At 64.5% G+C, this 19,942-nt stretch carries 17 protein-coding genes; 8 read left to right on the top strand and 9 right to left on the bottom strand.

Going from position 1 to position 19,942, the window contains the following annotated elements:
• The first annotated feature begins 14 nt into the window (after positions 1 to 14).
• The 6 genes from JYG34_RS00515 to JYG34_RS00490 all read left to right on the top strand — a co-directional run bounded on the left by JYG34_RS00515 (position 15) and on the right by JYG34_RS00490 (position 6,231).
• Complete coding sequence (locus JYG34_RS00515) at positions 15 to 1,418, top strand: M16 family metallopeptidase (RefSeq protein WP_213659060.1); 1,404 nt, start codon at positions 15 to 17, stop codon at positions 1,416 to 1,418.
• Between the two features lie 136 nt (positions 1,419 to 1,554).
• Positions 1,555 to 2,577, top strand: a complete 1,023-nt coding sequence (locus tag JYG34_RS00510; protein WP_213659059.1) for a DUF5924 family protein — start codon at positions 1,555 to 1,557, stop codon at positions 2,575 to 2,577.
• A 179-nt stretch (positions 2,578 to 2,756) separates the two neighbouring features.
• On the top strand, positions 2,757 to 3,890 hold the full coding sequence (locus JYG34_RS00505; protein WP_213659058.1) for an ABC transporter permease: 1,134 nt from the start codon (positions 2,757 to 2,759) through the stop codon (positions 3,888 to 3,890).
• Entirely contained in the window at positions 3,887 to 4,678 is a 792-nt protein-coding gene (locus JYG34_RS00500; RefSeq protein WP_213659057.1) for an ABC transporter ATP-binding protein, read from the top strand. Before JYG34_RS00505 ends, JYG34_RS00500 begins: the two co-directional genes overlap by 4 nt.
• 3 nt (positions 4,679 to 4,681) lie before the next feature.
• Positions 4,682 to 5,620 carry an MlaD family protein gene (locus JYG34_RS00495; protein ID WP_213659056.1) on the top strand — a complete coding sequence of 313 codons (939 nt, stop codon included), beginning with the start codon at positions 4,682 to 4,684 and terminating at the stop codon, positions 5,618 to 5,620.
• Positions 5,617 to 6,231: an ABC-type transport auxiliary lipoprotein family protein gene (locus JYG34_RS00490; protein ID WP_213659055.1), complete on the top strand. Its 615-nt coding sequence runs from the start codon at positions 5,617 to 5,619 to the stop codon at positions 6,229 to 6,231. Before JYG34_RS00495 ends, JYG34_RS00490 begins: the two co-directional genes overlap by 4 nt.
• Here the strand turns inward: JYG34_RS00490 and JYG34_RS00485 are convergent.
• The 5 genes from JYG34_RS00485 to JYG34_RS00465 form a co-directional block, all read right to left on the bottom strand.
• A complete protein-coding gene (locus JYG34_RS00485) occupies positions 6,213 to 7,442 on the bottom strand; it encodes a nucleoside recognition domain-containing protein (protein ID WP_213659054.1) in 1,230 nt (409 codons plus the stop codon). The two genes, JYG34_RS00490 and JYG34_RS00485, sit on opposite strands and share 19 nt — an antisense overlap.
• Before the next feature lie 218 nt (positions 7,443 to 7,660).
• On the bottom strand, positions 7,661 to 8,995 hold the full coding sequence (gltP, locus tag JYG34_RS00480; RefSeq protein ID WP_011531545.1) for a glutamate/aspartate:proton symporter GltP: 1,335 nt from the start codon (positions 8,993 to 8,995) through the stop codon (positions 7,661 to 7,663).
• Positions 8,996 to 9,725: 730 nt separating this feature from the next.
• Complete coding sequence (locus tag JYG34_RS00475; RefSeq protein ID WP_213659053.1) at positions 9,726 to 10,196, bottom strand: inhibitor of vertebrate lysozyme family protein; 471 nt, start codon at positions 10,194 to 10,196, stop codon at positions 9,726 to 9,728.
• Between the two features lie 3 nt (positions 10,197 to 10,199).
• Positions 10,200 to 10,361, bottom strand: a complete 162-nt coding sequence (locus JYG34_RS00470) for a DUF1328 domain-containing protein (protein WP_011531543.1) — start codon at positions 10,359 to 10,361, stop codon at positions 10,200 to 10,202.
• Positions 10,362 to 10,404: 43 nt separating this feature from the next.
• A complete protein-coding gene (locus JYG34_RS00465; RefSeq protein WP_213659052.1) occupies positions 10,405 to 10,689 on the bottom strand; it encodes a hypothetical protein in 285 nt (94 codons plus the stop codon).
• A gap of 475 nt (positions 10,690 to 11,164) precedes the next feature.
• On the opposite strand from JYG34_RS00465, the gene algB reads away from it, so the two are divergent.
• Positions 11,165 to 12,511, top strand: coding sequence for a sigma-54-dependent response regulator transcription factor AlgB (gene algB, locus JYG34_RS00460; protein WP_213659051.1), 1,347 nt, complete (start codon positions 11,165 to 11,167; stop codon positions 12,509 to 12,511).
• The gene (locus JYG34_RS00455; RefSeq protein ID WP_213659050.1) at positions 12,508 to 14,286 is read left to right on the top strand and encodes a KinB sensor domain-containing domain; all 1,779 of its coding nucleotides are present in this window, start codon (positions 12,508 to 12,510) and stop codon (positions 14,284 to 14,286) included. The genes algB and JYG34_RS00455 overlap by 4 nt, the downstream gene beginning before the upstream one ends.
• Before the next feature lie 120 nt (positions 14,287 to 14,406).
• Here the strand turns inward: JYG34_RS00455 and JYG34_RS00450 are convergent, their stop codons facing one another.
• From JYG34_RS00450 to JYG34_RS00435, 4 genes are all read right to left on the bottom strand, one after another.
• Positions 14,407 to 16,026, bottom strand: a complete 1,620-nt coding sequence (locus tag JYG34_RS00450; RefSeq protein ID WP_213659049.1) for an EAL domain-containing protein — start codon at positions 16,024 to 16,026, stop codon at positions 14,407 to 14,409.
• A 99-nt stretch (positions 16,027 to 16,125) separates the two neighbouring features.
• The gene (locus JYG34_RS00445) at positions 16,126 to 16,902 is read right to left on the bottom strand and encodes an N-acetylmuramoyl-L-alanine amidase (RefSeq protein ID WP_213659048.1); all 777 of its coding nucleotides are present in this window, start codon (positions 16,900 to 16,902) and stop codon (positions 16,126 to 16,128) included.
• A 108-nt stretch (positions 16,903 to 17,010) separates the two neighbouring features.
• The gene (locus JYG34_RS00440; protein ID WP_213659047.1) at positions 17,011 to 18,990 is read right to left on the bottom strand and encodes a GGDEF domain-containing protein; all 1,980 of its coding nucleotides are present in this window, start codon (positions 18,988 to 18,990) and stop codon (positions 17,011 to 17,013) included.
• Between the two features lie 85 nt (positions 18,991 to 19,075).
• Positions 19,076 to 19,930, bottom strand: a complete 855-nt coding sequence (locus JYG34_RS00435) for an endonuclease/exonuclease/phosphatase family protein (protein ID WP_213659046.1) — start codon at positions 19,928 to 19,930, stop codon at positions 19,076 to 19,078.
• Positions 19,931 to 19,942 lie beyond the last annotated feature (12 nt).

The raw sequence follows: 19,942 nt of genomic DNA, 5'->3' as shown, positions 1-19,942 counted from the left end.
ACCGAAGCTCGCCCATGCGTTGCCTGATGTTCGTTTGCCTGCTGATCTGCAGCCTGCCCAGCCTCGCCCTCGATCGCTCGCGGGTCGAAGGCTACCTGTTGCCCAACGGCCTGCAGGTGATCCTCAAGTCCGGCTACGAACGTGACCATGTCTCGATCCGCCTGGTAGTGGGCGTAGGCCTCGACGACTTCGGCTGCGACCAGCGCGAGCTGCCGCACCTGCTGGAGCACCTGCTGTTCAGCGGCATCGATGAGACCGGGGAGGGCGGCCTGGAAGAACGCATCCAGGCATTGGGCGGGGAATGGAATGCTTTCACCAGCAGCGCCGACACCACGTTCGTCATCGAGGCCCCGGCGCGCAACCAGCGCAAGGTGCTCGACCTGCTGCTCTCATTGCTGCGTGACACGCGCATCGACGCCAAGGCCCTGGCCACGGCGAAGAAGATCATCGAGCGCGAGGATGGCGGCCACTACGGTCACCTGCAACGCTGGCTCGATCGCCAGGAGGTTGGCCACCCGGCCAGCGAGCAACTGGCAACGGAGCTGGGCCTCAAGTGCAAGGAGCGCTCCGACGTCGACGACATGACCCTCGAGCAGGTCCAGCACCTGCGCGAGCACTGGTATGTCGCCAACAACATGACCCTGATCGTCGTCGGCGGCCTCGACCGCCTGCTGCCGGCCTATCTTGAACGGACTTTCGGTGAGCTGCCGGCGACGGAGCCGGAGGAACGGCGCAATCTCGAGAGCATCAGCCAGCAGGCCGAGCAGCGCCGCGACCTGACCCGCGGCTGGCTGGGCGACAGCATCAAGCTGCACTGGCTGTTCATAGAACCTACCCTGGACACCGGCCACGAGCAGACCCTGGAACTGCTCTCGCGCTACCTGGATTGGGCGCTGTATGACCAGCTGCGCCTGCGCCACGGGCTGTCCTACGGCCCCTCGGCGCAGCGCGAGAGCTTCGGCGACAGTGGCATGCTCAGCCTCAACGCCGACCTCGAACGCCAGGACATCGACACCGCGGTAAAAGTGCTCGCGCAGTTGTTCGACCATCTGCGCAAGCATGGCCTTGACCCAGACACCTTCGCCCGGATCAAGGAAGCGGCGATCGCCCGCGAAAGCTGGAGCACCCAGGGCAACACGGCACTGGCCGACTATTACTGGGGGGCGCTCAACGACTATGAGAACGGGCGCTTCAGCGACCCGATGCGCAAGCTGCGCCAGGTCACCCTGAAAGAGGCCGACGCGGCTTTGCGCGAGCTACTGAAGGAGCCGGGCTACCTGCGGATCGAGAAACCGCTGCTGGGGTATGACGAGCTGTACGGGTTGCTGGCGTTGTTACTGGGTGTACTCCTGGCCATCGGCCTGATCCGCCGACGCCGCGTGATGGCGAATCGCCCCAGCGGTGCTACTCGGGAGTAGTGATTCGGCGGTATCCTGTGTCGACCTTATCGCGGATAAATCCGCTCCTACAGGATTCCTTCACCGCGAATCCTGTAGGAGCGGATTTATCCGCGATGAGACCGGCGCAGTTACCCATCCATCCTGTTGTAGACCCATGCCCCCACTACCCAACTTCGTCCTGCGCGTGATCGAACTGCTCAAGCGCTACCCCGGCGTCATCGCGCTCTACGGTTTCGTCTCCGGGATCTGCAGCTTCATCCTGGTCGACCGCCAGGCCGGCCTGGCCAGCTGGATTGCCATCGCCATGCTGATCAGTTGGGTCTGGCTGATGCTGGAGAACACCCTCACCGAGCTGTTCGCCCGCACCTTCAAGCGCGAGATCCCGCAGCCGCTGCTGCGTTTCGCGACGCAGATGATCCACCAGGAAAGCCTGTTCTTCGTCCTGCCGTTCTTCTTCATAACCACCACCTGGAACAGTGGCCAGCTGGTGTTCACCGGCCTGCTCGGCGCCGCCGGGCTGATCTCGATCGTCGACCCGCTGTACCACAAGTGGCTGGCGCCGCGGCGCTGGCTGTTCCTGGCGCTGCACACCCTGACGCTGTTCGCCGCCATGCTCACGGCGCTGCCGATCATCCTCAACCTGACCACCGCGCAGAGCTTCAAGCTGGCGCTGGTGGCCGCCATGGCGTTGTCGTTCCCGAGCCTGGCCAGCAGCTTCCCGATCAACAACTGGCGTCGTGGCGTGGGGCTGGTGCTGGTCACCCTGGCAGTGGGGGGCGGTGGCTGGCTGCTGCGCTCCTGGGTGCCGCCGGCCACCCTGTGGATGACCGACGTGGCGATCAGCACCGAAGTGCTCAACCGCCAGCCAGGCGCATCGCTGGACGAAGTCGCCGCCAGCCGCATCCGCAGCGGCGGGCTGTACGCCTATACCGCGATCAATGCGCCGCGCGGGCTGAACGAGCGCATCTACCATGTGTGGCAGCTCAACGGCAAAGAGGTCGACCGCATCGCCCTGGATATCCATGGCGGGCGCAAGGAGGGTTACCGCGCCTGGACCCACAAGCAGAACTTCCCGCCCAACCCGGTGGGCAAGTGGCAGGTGCGGGTGCTGACCGAGGATGGCCAGGTGATCGGGGTATTGCGGTTCAAGGTGGTGGACGATACCGCGCCGAAATAGGGCCCTGTTCACCTGTACAAGCGGCTTTAGCCGCGATGCAGGCGACGCGGGCTCAGGACACCCGCTTCGCGGGTGATCGCGGCTCAAGCCGCTCCTACAGTGGACGTGTCTGGTCAAAGGGTTGGATTTTGCTCCATGAGAGTGCGCTATGATCAGCCTCTATGCCCCCAGTCAGATGCATGGAGCCTATGACCGCCCCGAGCGCTACCCTGGACACCCAGCAGCAGCCCACCCGCCTGCACATCACCGGCGACTGGACCCTGGCCCACTACACCAGCCTCAAGCGCGAGTGCGAGCGCCTGGGCAGCCAATACGGCGATGACACCCAGGTCGACCTCAGCCAGCTGGGTCGCCTGGACACCGCTGGCGCCTCGCTGCTGGCCGAGCTGCTGGGCTCCGAACGCCTGTCGCGCTGCACCGACGGCCTCCCCGACGCCAGCCGAGCCTTGCTCAAGAACGTCTACTGCTCGGTGCAGGACTACTGCATCCCGGTCAAGCAGCCCGAGCAGCCGGTGCTGCTCTTGCTGCTGGCACGCATCGGCCGGGCGGTCGACCAGTTGTGGCAGGACACCCGTCAAGTGCTGGGCTTCATCGGCCTGATCCTCGAAACCTTGCTGCTGCGCCTGTTCCAGCCCCACCGCTGGCGGGTCACCCCGGTGGTCGCGCACCTCGAGCAGACCGGCCTCGACGCCGCGCCGATCGTGGCCCTGCTGACTTTCCTGGTCGGCGCCGTGGTGGCTTTCCTCGGCGCCACCGTGCTGGCCGCGTTCGGTGCGACGATCTTCACCGTCGACCTGGTGGCCTTCTCTTTCCTGCGCGAATTCGCCGTGCTGCTGACCGCCATCCTCATGGCTGGTCGCACTGCCAGCGCCTTCACCGCGCAGATCGGCTCGATGAAGGCCAACGAAGAGATCGACGCCATCCGCACCCTGGGCCTGAACCCCATCGAACTGCTGGTGGTGCCGCGGGTGCTGGCACTGCTGATCGCGCTGCCGCTGCTGACCTTCGTCGCGATGCTCTGCGGCATGATCGGCGGCGCAGTGGTCTGCGCGCTGACCCTGGATATCTCGCCGGCCATGTTCCTCTCGCTGCTGCAGAGCGACATCGGCGTGCAGCACTTTCTGGTGGGCCTGGCCAAGGCGCCGTTCTTCGCCTTCCTGATCGCCGCCATCGGCTGCCTGGAAGGTTTCAAGGTCAGCGGCAGCGCCGAGTCGGTGGGTGCACACACCACCTCCGCCGTGGTGCAGTCGATCTTCGTGGTCATCGTGCTGGACGCAGTGGCCGCGCTGTTCTTCATGGAGATGGGCTGGTGACGGGCCGGGAAGCGGTGATCGAGGCGCGGGGCATCTGCAACCGTTTCGCTAGCCAGAGCGTGCATGAAAACCTCGACCTGGACCTGTACCGTGGCGAAATTCTCGCCGTGGTCGGTGGTTCGGGCAGCGGCAAGTCGGTGCTGCTGCGCAGCATCATCGGTTTGCGGCGGCCCAATGAAGGCCAGGTAAAGGTGTTCGGCCAGGACCTGGCCACGCTGGATGAAACGCAGCGTTCGCTGGTGGAGCGGCGCTTCGGCGTGCTGTTCCAGAAGGGCGCGCTGTTCTCGTCACTGACCGTCACCGAGAACGTCGCCCTGCCGTTGATCGAGCACGCCGGGCTGTCGCGAGCCGACGCCGAGCACCTGGCCGGGGTGAAGCTGGCCCTGGCCGGCTTGCCGATCAGCGCCGCCGACAAATACCCCGCGTCGCTGTCCGGCGGCATGATCAAGCGTGCCGCCCTGGCCCGCGCCCTGGCCCTGGACCCGGACATCCTGTTCCTCGACGAACCCACCGCGGGCCTCGACCCGATCGGCGCCGCCGCCTTCGACCAACTGATTCTCACCCTGCGTGACGCCCTGGGCCTGTCGGTGTTCCTGATCACCCACGACCTGGACACCCTCTACACCATCACCGACCGGGTGGCGGTGCTGGCGCAGAAGAAGGTGCTGGTGGCCGGGCCGCTCAGCGAAGTCGAGCAGGCCGACGACCCGTGGATTCACGAATACTTTCACGGCCCGCGCGGCCGGGCGGCCGAAGACGCCGCCCTGCGCGCCCGCCAGGAGCGCTGAACGATGGAAACCCGAGCTCATCATGTCCTGATCGGCCTGGTCACCGTGCTGGTGGTGGCTGGCGCCATGCTGTTCGGCCTGTGGCTGACCAAGTCCAGCGTCGACACGGCTTTCAAGGACTACGAAGTAGTGTTCAACGAGGCGGTGTCGGGGCTGTCCCGTGGCAGCCCGGTGCAATACAACGGCATCAAGGTCGGCGATGTCAGCAGCCTGCGCCTGGACCCGAAGGACCCGCGCCGGGTCCTGGCCCGCGTGCGCCTGAGCGGTGACACGCCGGTCAAGGAGGACACCCAGGCCAAGCTCACGCTGGCCGGCGTCACCGGCAACGCGTTCATCCAGCTCAGCGGCGGAACCCCACAGAGCCCCGAGCTCAAGGGCAAGGACGGCAAGCTGCCGGTGATCGTCGCCTCGCCTTCTCCGATCTCGCGCCTGCTCAACGACAGCAGCGACCTGGTGACCAACATCAACCTGCTGCTGCACAACGCCAACCAGATGTTCTCCGAGGGCAACATCGAGCGGCTGAGCAACACCCTGGCCAACCTGGAACAGACCACCGGCGCCTTCGCCAACCAGAAGGGCGGGATTTCCGCAGCCATCGAACAACTGGCCCAGGTCGGCAAGCAGGCCAACGCCACGCTCGCCGAAACCCAAGCATTGATGCACAACGCCAACGGCCTGCTGGGCAACCAGGGCAAGCAGGCGATCGGCAGTGCCGAGCAGGCCATGCAAGCGCTGGCCGAAAGCGCCGCGACCCTCAACAGCCTGCTGCAGGACAACCGCCAGTCCATCGACGACGGCGCCCAGGGCCTGAACCAGTTGTCCCCGGCGATCCGCGAGCTACGCGAGACCCTCAACTCGCTCAAGGGCATCTCCCGGCGCCTGGAGGCCGACCCCAGCGGCTACCTGCTGGGCCGCGACAACAACAAGGAGTTCCAGCCATGAAGCCGTCCCTGCGCCCGGCCGCGCTCGCCGCCACCCTGAGCCTGGCGTCAGCCTGCTCGATCCTGCCCCAGGGCGAGCCTGTGGATATCTATCGCCTGCCGGTCAGCCAGGTAGCCCGCGGCGCGTCCCCGCAGGAATGGTCGTTGCGCCTGAACAAGCCCCTGGCCAGCGAAGCCCTGGCCGGGCCACGCATCGCAGTGATTCCCCAGGGTGATGTGATCAGCAGCTACAAGGGCGCGCGCTGGAGCGACCCGGTGCCGATGCTGGTGCGCAACCGCCTGCTCGATGGATTCCAGCGCGACGGCCGGGTACAGCGCCTGAGCGCCGACGACAGCAACCTGCAGGCCGACTATGAGCTGGGGGGGGAGTTGCAATCCTTCCAAACCGAGTATCGGCCTGGAGGAAGCGTGGAGGTGGTGATCCGCTATGACGCGCGGCTGGTGCAGGGGCGCAGCCAGCGCATCCTCGCCAGCAAGCGCTTCGAGGTGCGCCAGCCGCTAGGCGAACAGCAGGTGCCAGCGGTAGTCGCCGGCTTCGGCACGGCCAGCGACCAGCTGGCGCGCCAGGTGATCGACTGGACCATCAGCCAGGCTCAGCCGAAGAACCAATAGCAGACGAAGATCGCCGCGATCACCCCGGCCAGCTCGGCCAGCAATGCGCAACCCACCGCGTGGCGTACCCGCTGGATACCCACCGCGCCGAAATACACCGCCAGCACGTAGAAGGTGGTCTCGGTGCTGCCCTGGATGGTCGCCGCCACCAGCGCCGGGAAGCTGTCCACGCCTTGGGTTTGCATGGTCTCGATCAGCATGGCCCGCGCCGCGCTGCCGGAGAACGGCTTGACCAGCGCGGTGGGCAGGCCCTCGACGAAGCGGGTGTCCAGGCCCATCCAGTTCACCGCATGGCGGATACCGTCCAGGGCCAGTTCGAGGGCACCGGAGGCGCGCAGCACACCGACCGCCACCAGCATCGCCACCAGGTATGGCAGCAGGCTCTTGGCCACGTCGAAGCCTTCCTTGGCGCCCTCGACGAACGCCTCGTACACCTGCACCCGGCGCAACGCGCCGATCACCAGGAACAGGATGATCACGCCGAACAGCGTCAGGTTGCCAAGGATCGACGACAGGCTGGCCAGCGCGGCCGCCGACAGGGTGCCGAGAAAGGCCATGAAGCCGCCCAGCAGCAGGGCGCCGGGAATCAGGTAGGCGAGCACCACCGGGTCCCACAGGCGCAGGCGCTGCATCACCGCCACCGACAGCAGCCCGACCAGCGTCGAGCAGCTGGTGGCCAGCAGGATCGGCAGGAACACCATGGTCGGGTCGGCCGCGCCTTGCTGGGCACGGTACATGAAGATGGTCACCGGTAGCAGGGTCAGCGACGAGGCGTTGAGCACCAGGAACAGGATCTGCGCATTGCTCGCCGTGGTGCTGCTGGGGTTGAGCTCCTGCAGCGAACGCATGGCTTTGAGCCCAATGGGCGTGGCGGCGTTGTCCAGGCCCAGGCCGTTGGCGGCGAAGTTCATGGTGATCAGGCCCAGGGCAGGGTGACCGGGAGGAACTTCCGGCATCAACCGGGCGAACAAGGGGCCGAGTACCTTGGCCAGCCATTCGACGATGCCGGCCTTCTCGGCGATCTTGAGGAAGCCCAGCCATAGGGTCAGGGTGCCGAACAGCAGGACCATGACCTCCACCGACAGCTTGGCCATGGCGAAGATGCTCTCGACCATGGCGGCGAAGATGCCGGCGTTGCCACCCACCAGCCACTGGGCCAGGGCGGAGATGGCCGCCACCAGGAAAAAGCCGAGCCACAGGCCGTTGAGCATCCGTATGTTCCCCCGTGAAAAATGCCCGAATGATAGCGCATGATCACTCCGACACATGCATTGCCTGTGGGAGCGGGCTTGCCCGCGAAGTGGCCTGCGCGATGGATGGCACCGGCTTTGCCGGTGTTCGCGGGCAAGCCCGCTCCCACAGTGGGGCGCGTTGAGTTCAAAATGCAAAAAGCCCCGACAAGTCGGGGCTTTTCGTTCAGCGCAAAGGCTTACTGGTTGACGGTCTTGCCCGCCACCACGGCCTCGCTCTTGCCTTTGTCCAGCACCAGCGACTTGTAGTACGCCTCGCCTTTCTCGGCGTCGTACATACCCTGCCACTTGGCGATGACCACGGCGGCCAGGGCGTTGCCCACCACGTTCAGCGCGGTACGGGCCATGTCCATGATGCGGTCGACGCCGGCGATGAAGGCCAGGCCTTCCAGCGGAATACCCACACTGCCCAGGGTGGCCAGCAGTACCACGAAGGATACGCCCGGCACGCCGGCGATACCCTTGGAGGTGACCATCAGGGTCAGCACCAGCAACAGCTGTTGGCTCCAGGACAGATCGATGCCGTACAGCTGGGCGATGAAGATCGCCGCGATGCTCTGGTACAGGGTCGAGCCGTCGAGGTTGAACGAGTAGCCGGTCGGAACCACGAACGAGCAGATCGACTTCGGCGCGCCGTACTTCTCCATCTTCTCGATCACGCGCGGCAGCACGGTCTCGGAGCTGGAGGTGGAGTAGGCGAGGATCAGCTCGTCCTTCATGATGCGCATGATCTTGATGACCGAGAAGCCGAACACGCGCGCCACCAGGCCCAGCACCATGAAGGCGAAGAAGGCGATGGCGAAGTACACCAGCAGTACCAGCTTGGCCAGCGGCAGCAGCGAGGCGAAACCGAAGTTGGCGACGGTGGCGGCGATCAGGGCGAACACGCCGATCGGGGCGTAGTTCATGATCATGTGGGTGACCTTGAACATGGTCTCCGACACGCCCTGGAAGGTACGCACCAGCGGCTCGCGCAGGTCGGCGTTGAGGCTCGACAAGCCCATGCCGAACATGACCGAGAAGAAGATGATCGGCAGCATCTCGCCACGCATCAGCGCCGCGAAGATGTTCGACGGGATCAGGTTGAGCAGGGTCTCGATGAACGCGTGCTCATGCTGCACCTCGGCCGCGGTGGCCTGGTACTTGGAGATGTCGACGGTGCCCAGGGTGCTCATGTCGATGCCGGCGCCCGGGTGGAACACGTTGGCGAGAACCAGGCCGACGACGATGGCGATGGTGGTCACCACCTCGAAGTAGATGATGGTCTTCAGGCCAATGCTGCCCAGTTTCTTCGCGTCGCCAACCCCGGCGATGCCCACGATCAGCGACGAAATCACGATCGGGACGACGATCATCTTGATCAGGCGAATGAAGATGTCGCCAGCGGGCTGGAGGACGTTGCTGATCCACCATGCCTTTTCCGCACTGAAATGATTCAGTAGCGCGCCGACTGCAACGCCCAGCAACAGACCGATCACGATCTGCCAGGCGAGGCTCAGTTTTGCCTTCTTCATGTCATTACCCTTTGTTGTAGTGGTCACGGGCACCAAGCGGAAAGCCGCGTTCCAGAGCTGTTAACAGCATTTTGGTTGCAGAGCTTGCCGTCCGGTGACCCCATGTAAGGACACCGCGAGCGAATGTTTCAGGTGCTCGGGTCAGGGAAAAAGGCGGCAACTATTGCGATGGGAAGGAGGGCAGTCTAATGCCGGAAACGACTACCCTATGCCGAATCGGCATGAGACTCAACCTGCAAATCGGGCATCGCCAAAGCCTTGATTTTCAACGTTCGGATTTCCGAACAAGACCAAAGCGCCATTTTTAGGCCGATTTAGAGGTATGCATGCGGGGGTTCGAATGGCGTGTTCGACAATCCGAATGGCTGAAATGCCATCTGACCTGACCTATCGGACAGCCCAAAAAATTTCGATATACGGTCGAGACAAAATGTGTCTTGGTAAAAAGTCGTGCATACAAAAGGAAGAATTCCTACAAGAGGCGCTTCGGAAGCCAGACCGGTCAGCGCATCGTGCTCGACACGGCCGATCTGCAGCTTCCGATGCCACCCTCGCCTGACCCGGCCCATCGCGGAGGCACTCCCTGTACCCCTAGGCCACTCCGACCCTGCAACAGTCAGAACGGCCCGGCCCCCTGGTCATGCGCGGCCCGTCCTCGGGGCCGCGCAACATAGAAGCCAGAACGATAAAAAGGTTCAGCTTCCATTGCGTTACAGAGCGTGACCGCTGGTCAGTACCAGTTCGGGTCGCGCTTGAGCTGCTCGCGCAGCAGCGCCTGCATGCCGTCGTCCGGCTTGCCGAGCCAGCGGTACTCGGCATGGCGGGTGGGCGACTTGTCGGCAGGCAGCCCCTCGGGCACTTCCACGAGCATCCCGTAGGCATGTTCCTTGTCCCAGCTGAAAGCCACGATCAGCCGTTTGTAGGTGCAGTTGCCCTGCGACTCGCAGAGCGGGCCGACCAGGTACTTGTCACCGTCCTCGGTCACCGCGGACATCTGTAGCGGTGCGCTGCCACTGAGGTTGATCACCCACTCGGGCAGGCGCTCCTCACCTTTGATCGTGTCCTGCCAGGTTTCCCGGTATTCGGGGTCCGTGCCCAGCAACTGGTCGGCACGGACCTGGCCGTCATTGGCCGCCATTGCCACCGTTCCGGCGCCCAGAAGCAGGGCGCCGGCCAGGGCAGTGCAAAGCATCCGGCTCATGGTTCAACCCCTGCCGCGTCCGAAGAAGAAAGAAGCCACGAACAGCACCAGGAAGATGATGAACAGGATCTTCGCGATACCGGTCGCTGCGCCAGCGATACCACCGAAGCCCAGTACCGCGGCGACAATGGCGATGATCAGGAAGGTGATGGCCCAACTCAGCATGATGTCTCTCCTTTCTTGTGCGAAATCGATCGTTGTCCGGGGTTCAGAACACCCAGCGGTCCTGAGGCACGATGTTCTCGACGGCAGCAGGCGTGGCGTCGGCGGCGGGCAGTGGTTCGGCCGCCTTCACCAGGGTGCTGGCATGACTGGCCTTCAACTGAGTCAACAGCGCGGTCTGCATCGCCACCTGTTCGGCCAGGCGAGCGGTCTGCAGGCTGTAGTAGAACTGCCCGGCCGCCAAGGTGAGCAGCACGGCCATGGCGAGGAACAGCAGCTGGCGCAGGGGCAGGGTGAAACTCTGCGTGCGGTTGACGGGTTGGCGATTCATGCCGGCTCCTCCTGCTGGACCTGTTGTCTGTCTTGAACAGGTAGGTGCAGCTGGCGTGCCAGTCTTTCGCGCAAATAAAAATGCTTTTAAATCAATAATTTATGCATTTGTTAAGTGGCCGCCTGGGACGTATCCTGCACGATGCGCTTCTGTACGCCGTGCACTTTGCACGATTCACGTCCCTGTCTTCAGGCGTTGCAGCGCCTGTAAGATCGAGCGCCGCTGATGCGGCGCATCGCGGATGAATCAACGTTACCGTGCCTATAGGAGCGGATTCATCCGCGATGCGCTGCGCAGCAGCGCCATTTCTCCAAACACCCCGCCCACAAAGCACACAACCCCATGATTTTCAGGCACTTGGTCATCATCCTGGCAAGCGGCTAGCATGCATATCGATGAATCAATCAGAATCGACCATGCAACTTGCCCGATTTTTCCGACACTAACTGAGACCAACCCCAAAGGAGCGTAGGAAATGGAACCAGCCCAGGACAACCAAGGCCGCATCCTGCTGGTGGACGACGAGTCCGCGATCCTGCGCACGTTCCGCTACTGCCTCGAGGACGAAGGCTACAGCGTGGCCACCGCCAACAGCGCCGCCCAGGCCGAGACCCTGCTGCAACGCCAGGTATTCGACCTGTGCTTCCTCGACCTGCGCCTGGGCGAGGACAATGGCCTCGACGTCCTGGCACAGATGCGCATCCAGGCCCCTTGGATGCGGGTGGTGATCGTCACCGCGCATTCGGCCATCGACACCGCAGTCGACGCCATCCAGGCCGGCGCCGCCGACTATCTGGTCAAACCCTGTAGCCCCGACCAGCTACGCCTGGCCACCGCCAAGCAACTGGAAGTGCGGCAGCTGTCGGCGCGCCTGGAAGCCCTCGAAGGCGAAGTGCGCAAACCCAAGGACGGGCTGGACTCCCACAGCCCGGCCATGATGGCCGTGCTGGAAACCGCCCGGCAGGTAGCGACCACCGACGCCAACATCCTCATCCTCGGCGAGTCTGGCACCGGCAAGGGGGAATTGGCCCGCGCCATCCATGGCTGGAGCAAGCGCGCCCGCAAGGCCTGCGTGACCATCAACTGCCCATCGCTCAACGCCGAGCTGATGGAAAGCGAACTGTTCGGCCACACTCGCGGGGCGTTCACCGGCGCCAGCGAAAGCACCTTGGGACGGGTCAGCCAGGCCGACGGTGGCACGCTGTTTCTCGACGAGATCGGCGACTTCCCCCTAACCTTGCAACCAAAGTTGCTGCGTTTCATTCAGGACAAGGAATACGAGCGGGTCGGTGACCCAGTCACCCGCCGCGCCGATGTGCGCATCCTCGCGGCGACCAACCTCAACCTCGAGGAAATGGTCCGCGAAAACCGCTTCCGCGAGGACCTGCTTTACCGCCTGAACGTCATCACTCTTCATCTGCCGCCCTTGCGCGAGCGCAGCGAGGACATCCTGACCCTGGCCGATCGTTTCCTGGCCCGCTTCGTCAAGGAGTACTCGCGACCAGCCAAAGGCTTCAGTGACGAGGCCCGCGCGGCGCTGCTCAACTACCGCTGGCCCGGCAACATCCGCGAACTGCGCAACGTGGTCGAGCGCGCCAGCATCATCTGCCCCCAGGAACGGGTGGAAATCAGCCACCTGGGCATGGGTGAACAGCCTGCCGGCAACACGCCACGGGTCGGCGCAGCCCTGAGCCTGGAAGAACTTGAGCGCGCCCACATCGGCGCGGTGCTGGCCACCAGCGACACCCTCGACCAGGCTGCCAAGACCCTGGGTATCGACGCTTCGACGCTGTACCGCAAACGCAAGCAGTACAACTTATGAAATGGCCGATGAAGCTGCGCACGCGCCTGTTCCTCAGCATCTCGGCGCTGATCACGGTGGCGCTGCTCGGGCTGCTGCTGGGCCTGGTCAGCGTGATGCAGATGGCCACCCAGCAACAGCGCCTGGTCCAAGACACCACGCACTCGCTGGACCTGGGCCTGAGGCTGCGACAGAACCTGGGCGAGCAGTTGAACCTGATGCTCGACGAGGACACCAACCCGAACAACCTGGTCACCCTGCAGGAGCAGTTCCAGACATTGCTCAACCAGGGCCTGGAGCAAGGTGGCGAGCGCACAGGCTTCAGCAAGGCTGCCAGCAATTACCAGGCGTTCGTCCAGGCCTACCGTGAGAGCCCGGCCCCCGCCCGCAGCATGGGAGTGGAGCAGCCGCTGGGCGCTGCGTTCAACCAGGTGCGCGCCGACTTGCTCGACTCCCACCGGCAGGCACTGGAACACATCATCCGCAGCGAAGAGAAATCCCGCGACCACGCGCTGCTGGTCAGCGGCCTGCTCGGCTTGATGGGGTTGACCGTGCTGGTGCTGGGCTTCATCACCGCGCATAACATTGCACGCCGCTTCGGCCAACCGATCGAGGCATTGGCCAAGGCAGCAGACCAAGTCGGCCAGGGCAATTTCGACGTCACCCTACCGGTCACCCAAGCCACCGAACTGAACCAGCTGACCCGCCGTTTCGGCCTGATGGCCGATGCCTTGCGCAAGCACCAGGCCACCAATATCGACGAACTGCTGGCCGGCCAGCAGCGCCTGCAGGCAGTGCTCGACAGCATCGACGACGGCCTGCTGATCATCGACCGCCAGGGCCGCCTGGAACACCTCAACCCCGTGGCCCAGCGCCAGCTTGGCTGGGACCCCAGCCGCCTGGGTGCAAGCCTGGCCGAGGCCCTGCAACGTCCGGAGCTGGAACAGCAACTGCGTCAGGTGCTGCGTGGCGGCAGCCTGGACCGGCCACCAGACGACCTGAACCTGGAAGTGGACGAGGAAAGCCGTCTGCTGACCTACAGCCTGACCCCGGTCAGCCACCCCCAGGGACCTATCCTCGGTGCCGTGATGGTGCTGCACGATGTCACCGAGCAACGCGCCTTCGAGCGTGTACGCAGCGAGTTCGTCCTGCGTGCGTCCCATGAGCTGCGCACGCCGGTCACGGGGATGCACATGGCCTTCGGCCTGCTGCGCGAGCGCGTCAGCTTCCCGACAGGTGCCCGGGAGAACGACCTGCTCGACACCATCGCCGAGGAAATGCAGCGCCTCACCCAGCTGATCAATGACTTGCTGAACTTCTCTCGCTACCAGAGCGGCCTGCAAAAGCTGGAACTGGCCCCCTGCGCCCTCGATGAATTGTTCGAGCGCGCACAGACCCGCTTCGCCGAACAGGCGGCGAACAAGCAGATCGAACTGCTCCGCGAGCTGGAACCGCCCCTGCCACGCATCCAGGCCGACGCGGCGCAACTCGACCGGGTACTGGACAACCTGCTGCACAACGCCATCCGCCATACCGCCATCGGCGGGCGTATCCGCCTGCATGCGCGGCGCCATGCCGAGCGGGTGATCATCAGCGTCGAGGACAACGGCGAAGGCATCGCCTATGGGCAGCAGGGACGGATCTTCGAGCCGTTCGTACAGGTCGGCCGCAAGAAGGGCGGGGCCGGATTGGGGCTCGCACTGTGCAAGGAGATCGTGCAGCTGCATGGCGGCCGCATGGGCGTGTTCTCGCGGCCAGGGCAGGGGACGCAGTTCTACATGGCGCTGCCTGTCTGATCCCACAGGCAGCAAACTCCTCTGTAGGAGCGGATTTATCCGCGATGCAGGCATCACCCTGTATGGCACCCGCTTCGCGGGTGATCGCGGCTCAAGCCGCTCCTACGGGCGAGTCTCTATTCACGGCTCATCATCGATCCGCCGCCCCGCCACCCGGCGCCCGCGGGTGATCAGCTCGACGAACTGGCGGGCGTTGAGCGGGTGGGCGAACAGCCATCCTTGCCCGTAGTTCACCCCTTCGCTGTTGAGCAATTCCGCCTGGTCCTCCGACTCGATCCCTTCGGCGATCACCCGCAGATGCAGGTCATGGGCCATGCGAATGATATGCGGCGCCACGCCACTGCTGGCGGCATCGTGCCCCAGGGCGTCGATGAAGGCCTTGTCGATCTTCAGGCAATCCACTGGCAGGGTCTGTAGATAGGCCAGGCTGCAGTAGCCCGTACCGAAGTCATCGATCAGCACCTGGTGCCCCACGGCACGCAAGGTCTGCAGGTTGTCCCGCGCCACCACCACATCGATCAGGCCACGCTCGGTGACCTCGAAGGCGATCTGGCTGGCCGCCACCCGATGCTGGGCCAGCAGTCGCTGGGCCACGCGACCAATGCGCGGCTCCATGACATCGCAGGCCGCCAGGTTCACCGAGATGTACAGTCGTGGGTTGGCGCGCAGCAGCTGCCCCAGCTGCTCGAGCACCCGCTGCAGCACGAAATCGGTGATCTCGCGGATCTGCCCAGTGTTCTCCGCCAGCGGGATGAACAACTCCGGGCTGGTCAGGCTGCCGTCCGGACGCCGCCAGCGCACCAGTGCCTCGGCACCGACGCAGCGGCGGCTGTCCAGTTCGAAGATCGGCTGGTAGAGCACCTGCAGTTCGCCCCGGCGAAGAGCCTGTTGCAGCTCCGAACTCATCGAGCGGCGCTGCTGGATCAGTTGCAGCACCAGCCAGCCAATGCAGCCGGCCAGCACCACGCTGCCGGGAAACAGCAGCCAGAGCAGGCCATTGAGCCTCAATGGCAGGCTGGCACGAGGGGCGATCAGCACCAACTGGTAGTCCGGCGATTTGGTCGACATGAGGTACACCAGCCGGTCAGGCAATTCGAGCAACGGCTTGTGCAAGGGCGGCGGCCAGTCTGCGGTCGGAGGCCAGCGCTGCTCCGGGCCCAGCACCGGGATCGCACGGTTGCCGCGATCGAGCACCACCAGCAGGCTGCCACCGGGAGGCAGGTCGACCACATCGGAAAGATGGCCCCGGGAAGTGGACACCAGGAACCTGCCGCGCCCAAGCATCAGTGCGGCAAGGTTGTCATTGGGTTCGGTGGTGGTATTCAGCCAGTAGCTGTAGGTGGGCCCGCGGATATCCGGCTTTCGCAAGGCGTCGACCTGTCGGTCTGCGCCTCGGCTGGAGCAGCTGTCCCGGCCATCCACGTAAGCCGCCTCATAGATGAAACGCGATTTCAGCGCCACCTGCTGCAGTTGCTCGAGCATCGCCGGGCCACAGCCGCGCAGGTTTTGCCCCTCGAGTTGGTCGACCCCTTCACGCAGTTGGCCGAACACTTGCTCCAGACGATCCAGGAAACGCTCACCCCGCGCGTTCATCTGCTCGATCTCGCTTTGCTTCATCTGTTGCAGGGTCAGCCCGACGCTGGCGGCCAGCAACAGGGCGGCGCTGGCCAGTGCCGCGATCACGGCAAGCAGCCACGGATGGTAAAAAAATTGGCGCATCGAAGCGATCAGGGCAGACATGCGCGGCATCCGGTTGATTACCAAAGGTATAGCAACGGAATGGACGATCGGCCTGGCCGTTTGGCGCAACACTCGAGGGGCAAGCCCCTCAAGACAAGGTCAGCGCTTGCGGTTGAGCACCTGCAGCATCGCGGCGGTCTGGGCGTCCGGCATGCCATCGAAACGCTGTGGGCGGAAGCGCATCTGGAACGCCGCGATCACATGGCGGGTCGCCACATCCAGGGTACCGGTCTGCTCGATGGCATAGCCGAAACGTGCCAGTTGCTGCTGGTACCAGCCAATGCTGGGGGGGTTGGCCTCGAAATACGCCTGCTGCCGCGCCACCGCGCCAGCCTCGGGCCAGATGCCCAGGCCGGCGTCGGCCAGGCGCTTCCAGGGGAACAATGGGCCCGGGTCAAGTTTGCGCAACGGGGCGATGTCGCTGTGCCCGATGATGTGCCGGGGGTCGATGTTGTTGCGCTTGACGATGTCCCTGAGCAAGGCGATCAACGACTGGATCTGCGCCTCGCTGTAGGGGTGCCAGACCCGCCCGTTCGGCGTGTCGGTATAGCCCTGGTTGACGATCTCGATGCCAATGGAGCTGGAATTGAGCCAGGTACGCCCCTGCCACTGGCTGTCGCCGGCATGCCAGGCACGGCGGTTTTCATCAACCAGTTGATAGACCGTCGCCGGTCCATCGCCGATCAGATAGTGGCTGCTGACTTCGCCATGGGTAAGCAATGCGAGGGAGCGCTCCAGCGACGCATTGGTGTAATGCAGGACGACGAACTGGATACGGCTGTCCTGGTTGGCCGAAGGGTGGCTGCGATCGATGCGCAGGCCACTGGAGCAACCAGCAAGGGTGAGTAGAAGCAGGGCGGTGATGAGTTTTTTCATTGCAGGACGCACGTCAGGGTAAGCGACAACAGCGCTACAGTATAACGTGCTAAGGGCGGGATATCGCAGTGAATGCGCAACGCCTTGTTACGCACCCCCGCAGTCCAGCTATCCCTGTTCGATGCGATTACGCCCTCTATCCTTGGCCCGATACAGCGCGTCGTCCGCGCGCTTGAGCACTTGGTCGCCACGCTCACCGGAGCGGAAGGCGCTGATACCGATGGACGCGGTAATCACCACACGCTCGCCCTTGAAGTGAAACGGGCAGGCCTCGATCGCCGCGCGCAGCGTCTCGGCGACTTGCACCGCCGCGGGTGGCGAAGTCTGCGGCAGCAGCAGGACGAATTCCTCGCCGCCAAAACGGGCGATGAAATCGCGGCCGCGCAGGCGCTTGCGCAACTGGTCGGCGACGATCTTCAGCACCTTGTCGCCGGCCAGGTGGCCGTAGCCGTCGTTGATGCGCTTGAAGTGGTCGAGGTCGAGAATCGCCATGGCCAGGTGACCACCGTTCTCCTGCCAGTCGAGTACTTCATGTTCGACCCGCTCCGACCAGGCGGCACGGTTGGGCAGGCCTGTGAGCGGATCGATCATCGCCTTCTGGCGCTGCTCCTCGAGGTGCTCGCGGTAGCCGAGGGCTTCCTGCTCCATGCTCGCTACCCGCTCGGCCAACCCTTGCAGACGGCCAGCCAGCTCCTGTTCACGACGGTCACGCTCATGCTGGTGTTCATCCATGGTCACCAGCAAACCCTCGAGGCGGTTCTCCAGGATGTGCTTGAGGCTGTCCACGTCGGCGGCGCCCTGGACGCTGCTCTGCAGGCCATCGACCTGCTCGCGCAACTGGTTGTCCAGCTCACGGGCGGCGGAGCTATTGTCCGCGTGGCCGGCACTGGCTTCGTGCAGGTGGCTCTGGAAGGTTTCCAGGCGCTCGTTGAGTTGCTGCAGATAGGCTTCGAACTCGTGCTGGCCGCTGTCGGTAATGGCCAGCATGAGCACGGCCAGGTCGTCCAGCACCGGGATCAGCTCGTACCAGTTGAGGCCGCGGGCAACGCGTTCGCGCATCTCCAGGGCCTGGGCCTTGTGGCGTTCGGGCAGGCTGAGGTCGTCGAGCAGGCCGATCAGGGTCTGCTCGATATGGGCCGCCACCTGGCTGTAGGGGGGCTCTACTGCATCAGGAAGGGCGTAGGGGCCGTCCTCGCCTTCCACAATGTCCGCGAGCGCGGGGAGTTGTGCCGGCTCAACTTCTTCGGCGGGTGGTTCCTCGGGCTCGACACTGGCAAGTTCAGGCGCTGGTGCCTCCTCGACTACCGGGGCGGGCTCGGGCGCAAGCGCGGACTCGACAGGAATCACCGCGACGGTTTCGACCAACGCGGGGCCCGGTACCTCGATGTCCGGCTCAGGTTCGGGCGCTTCCTCCACCGCAGGCGCAGGCACAGTGTTCAGGGCATGCAGTTCGTCCGCATCATCAGGCAGGGCAGGTTGTACCGCGGGTGCCTCGGCCGGGGCCGGCGCTAGCGCTGGGGACGTCACGGCGACAGCCGCCGTGGCCATCTCGGCCTGAGGCTCGTCACGCCCGCCGAACAGGCGCTGGAGAAACCCAGGCCTGGCTTCCTCGTCAGGCTTTTGCACCGCGTTGAGGGCGCGCCCTTGCAAGCCACTGAGCTCGCCCAGCAGCGGGGGCAGTTCACGGGACTGGCTGACGCCGCCATCCAGTTTCTTCGCCAGCTTCTTCAGCGGGCGCGCCACTTCTCCGGGCAGGGGCAGGGTCTGCAACTGGGTGACCAGCGCGGTCAACGCATCGCTGACTTGGGTCATGCGGGTTTCACGACGCTGCTCGGAGTCGAGCACGGCCTTTTCCAGGCGTGGAATCAGCCCAGCCAGCCCGGCGTCCATATTGTCGCTGCGGATGACCTCGCGCATTTCCTTCATGCACTGGTCAACGATCTTGTCGCTACCTTCAGCCGCCAGGGTGCTGCGCACCAGGCCACGACGCAGCAAGTCGAGACGGGCGGCCCAGCGCCGCTCGAGCTTTTCCTGCTGTTCGATGCTTTTAAGGTATTTTTCTTTCCAGCGCTCGGCTTCTTCGGTCATGCCAGGATCCGCATCCGGTGATCGCATCTAGTCCCGTAATGACTCGATTTCGGCGAACAGACCGAAGACTTGAGTGCTGCAGGCGCTAGCTCAGGACCGGCAGCGTATCCACAGTCAAGGCTTCAGGCAATCGGATCTCGACGGCGACGGGCAGGTGATCGGAAATTGGCTGTGCCAGGACCTCGACGCGCTCCAGCGTCAGGCTCGGGCTGAGCAGGATGTGATCCAGGCAGCGCTGCGGCCGCCAGCTGGGGAAGGTGGCTTCGACCTGGGGCGCGACCAGGCCCAGATCGCGCAGCGGCGAGTGATCAAGCAAGTCGGTGGCATGGGTGTTCATGTCACCCATGAGAATCTGGTGCCGGTAGCCGCCGATCAGCTCGCGAATATAGGCCAACTGCCGGGCGCGGGTCTTGGCCCCCAGCGCCAGGTGCATCATCACCACGATCAGCGCATCCTCGCCCTCACCGAAACGCACCAGGATCGCACCGCGGCCGGCCGGGCCGGGCAGGGGATGGTCTTCCAGTTGCTGGGGCTTGAGGCGGCTGAGCACACCATTGCTGTGCTGGGCGAAACGCCCGAGGTTGCGGTTGAGCTGCTGGTACCAGTAGGGGAAGGCCCCCAGTTGCGCCAGGTGCTCGACCTGGTTGACGTAGCCCGAACGCAGACTGCCGCCGTCGGCTTCCTGCAGGGCCACCAGGTCGAAATCGCCCAATAGATCGCCGATCTTCTGCAGGTTGCCGGACCGGCCGGCATGCGGCAGCAGGTGCTGCCAGCTGCGGGTCAGGTAATGGCGGTAACGCTCGGTACTGATGCCCACCTGAATATTGAAGCTCAGCAGCCGCAGGCGACCGTCCTCCGGCAGGCCAGGGGCCTGCAGGTGACGCTCGTTGACCTGCGGCTGGTGCAGGCCGATACCACGTGTCGAGCGGATCCGGCCCATGGCGGTCGCCGC

This window comes from Pseudomonas entomophila, from assembly GCF_018417595.1.
In the GTDB taxonomy this organism is placed as follows: Bacteria; Pseudomonadota; Gammaproteobacteria; order Pseudomonadales; family Pseudomonadaceae; genus Aquipseudomonas; species Aquipseudomonas entomophila_C.
This window is presented reverse-complemented; position numbering and strand designations above follow the sequence as displayed.

What these genes read in the sequence shown, in the direction of transcription:
- JYG34_RS00445 (WP_213659048.1), bottom strand. Translation starts at nt 16,902, where the DNA reads ATGAAAAAACTCATCACCGCCCTGCTTCTACTCACCCTTGCTGGTTGC.
- JYG34_RS00450 (WP_213659049.1), bottom strand. Translation starts at nt 16,026, where the DNA reads ATGTCTGCCCTGATCGCTTCGATGCGCCAATTTTTTTACCATCCGTGG.
- JYG34_RS00440 (WP_213659047.1), bottom strand. Translation starts at nt 18,990, where the DNA reads ATGACCGAAGAAGCCGAGCGCTGGAAAGAAAAATACCTTAAAAGCATC.
- JYG34_RS00435 (WP_213659046.1), bottom strand. Translation starts at nt 19,930, where the DNA reads ATGGGCCGGATCCGCTCGACACGTGGTATCGGCCTGCACCAGCCGCAG.
- JYG34_RS00485 (WP_213659054.1), bottom strand. Translation starts at nt 7,442, where the DNA reads ATGCTCAACGGCCTGTGGCTCGGCTTTTTCCTGGTGGCGGCCATCTCC.
- JYG34_RS00455 (WP_213659050.1), top strand. Translation starts at nt 12,508, where the DNA reads ATGAAATGGCCGATGAAGCTGCGCACGCGCCTGTTCCTCAGCATCTCG.
- algB (WP_213659051.1), top strand. Translation starts at nt 11,165, where the DNA reads ATGGAACCAGCCCAGGACAACCAAGGCCGCATCCTGCTGGTGGACGAC.
- JYG34_RS00465 (WP_213659052.1), bottom strand. Translation starts at nt 10,689, where the DNA reads ATGAATCGCCAACCCGTCAACCGCACGCAGAGTTTCACCCTGCCCCTG.
- gltP (WP_011531545.1), bottom strand. Translation starts at nt 8,995, where the DNA reads ATGAAGAAGGCAAAACTGAGCCTCGCCTGGCAGATCGTGATCGGTCTG.
- JYG34_RS00495 (WP_213659056.1), top strand. Translation starts at nt 4,682, where the DNA reads ATGGAAACCCGAGCTCATCATGTCCTGATCGGCCTGGTCACCGTGCTG.
- JYG34_RS00470 (WP_011531543.1), bottom strand. Translation starts at nt 10,361, where the DNA reads ATGCTGAGTTGGGCCATCACCTTCCTGATCATCGCCATTGTCGCCGCG.
- JYG34_RS00505 (WP_213659058.1), top strand. Translation starts at nt 2,757, where the DNA reads ATGGAGCCTATGACCGCCCCGAGCGCTACCCTGGACACCCAGCAGCAG.
- JYG34_RS00515 (WP_213659060.1), top strand. Translation starts at nt 15, where the DNA reads ATGCGTTGCCTGATGTTCGTTTGCCTGCTGATCTGCAGCCTGCCCAGC.
- JYG34_RS00475 (WP_213659053.1), bottom strand. Translation starts at nt 10,196, where the DNA reads ATGAGCCGGATGCTTTGCACTGCCCTGGCCGGCGCCCTGCTTCTGGGC.
- JYG34_RS00510 (WP_213659059.1), top strand. Translation starts at nt 1,555, where the DNA reads ATGCCCCCACTACCCAACTTCGTCCTGCGCGTGATCGAACTGCTCAAG.
- JYG34_RS00490 (WP_213659055.1), top strand. Translation starts at nt 5,617, where the DNA reads ATGAAGCCGTCCCTGCGCCCGGCCGCGCTCGCCGCCACCCTGAGCCTG.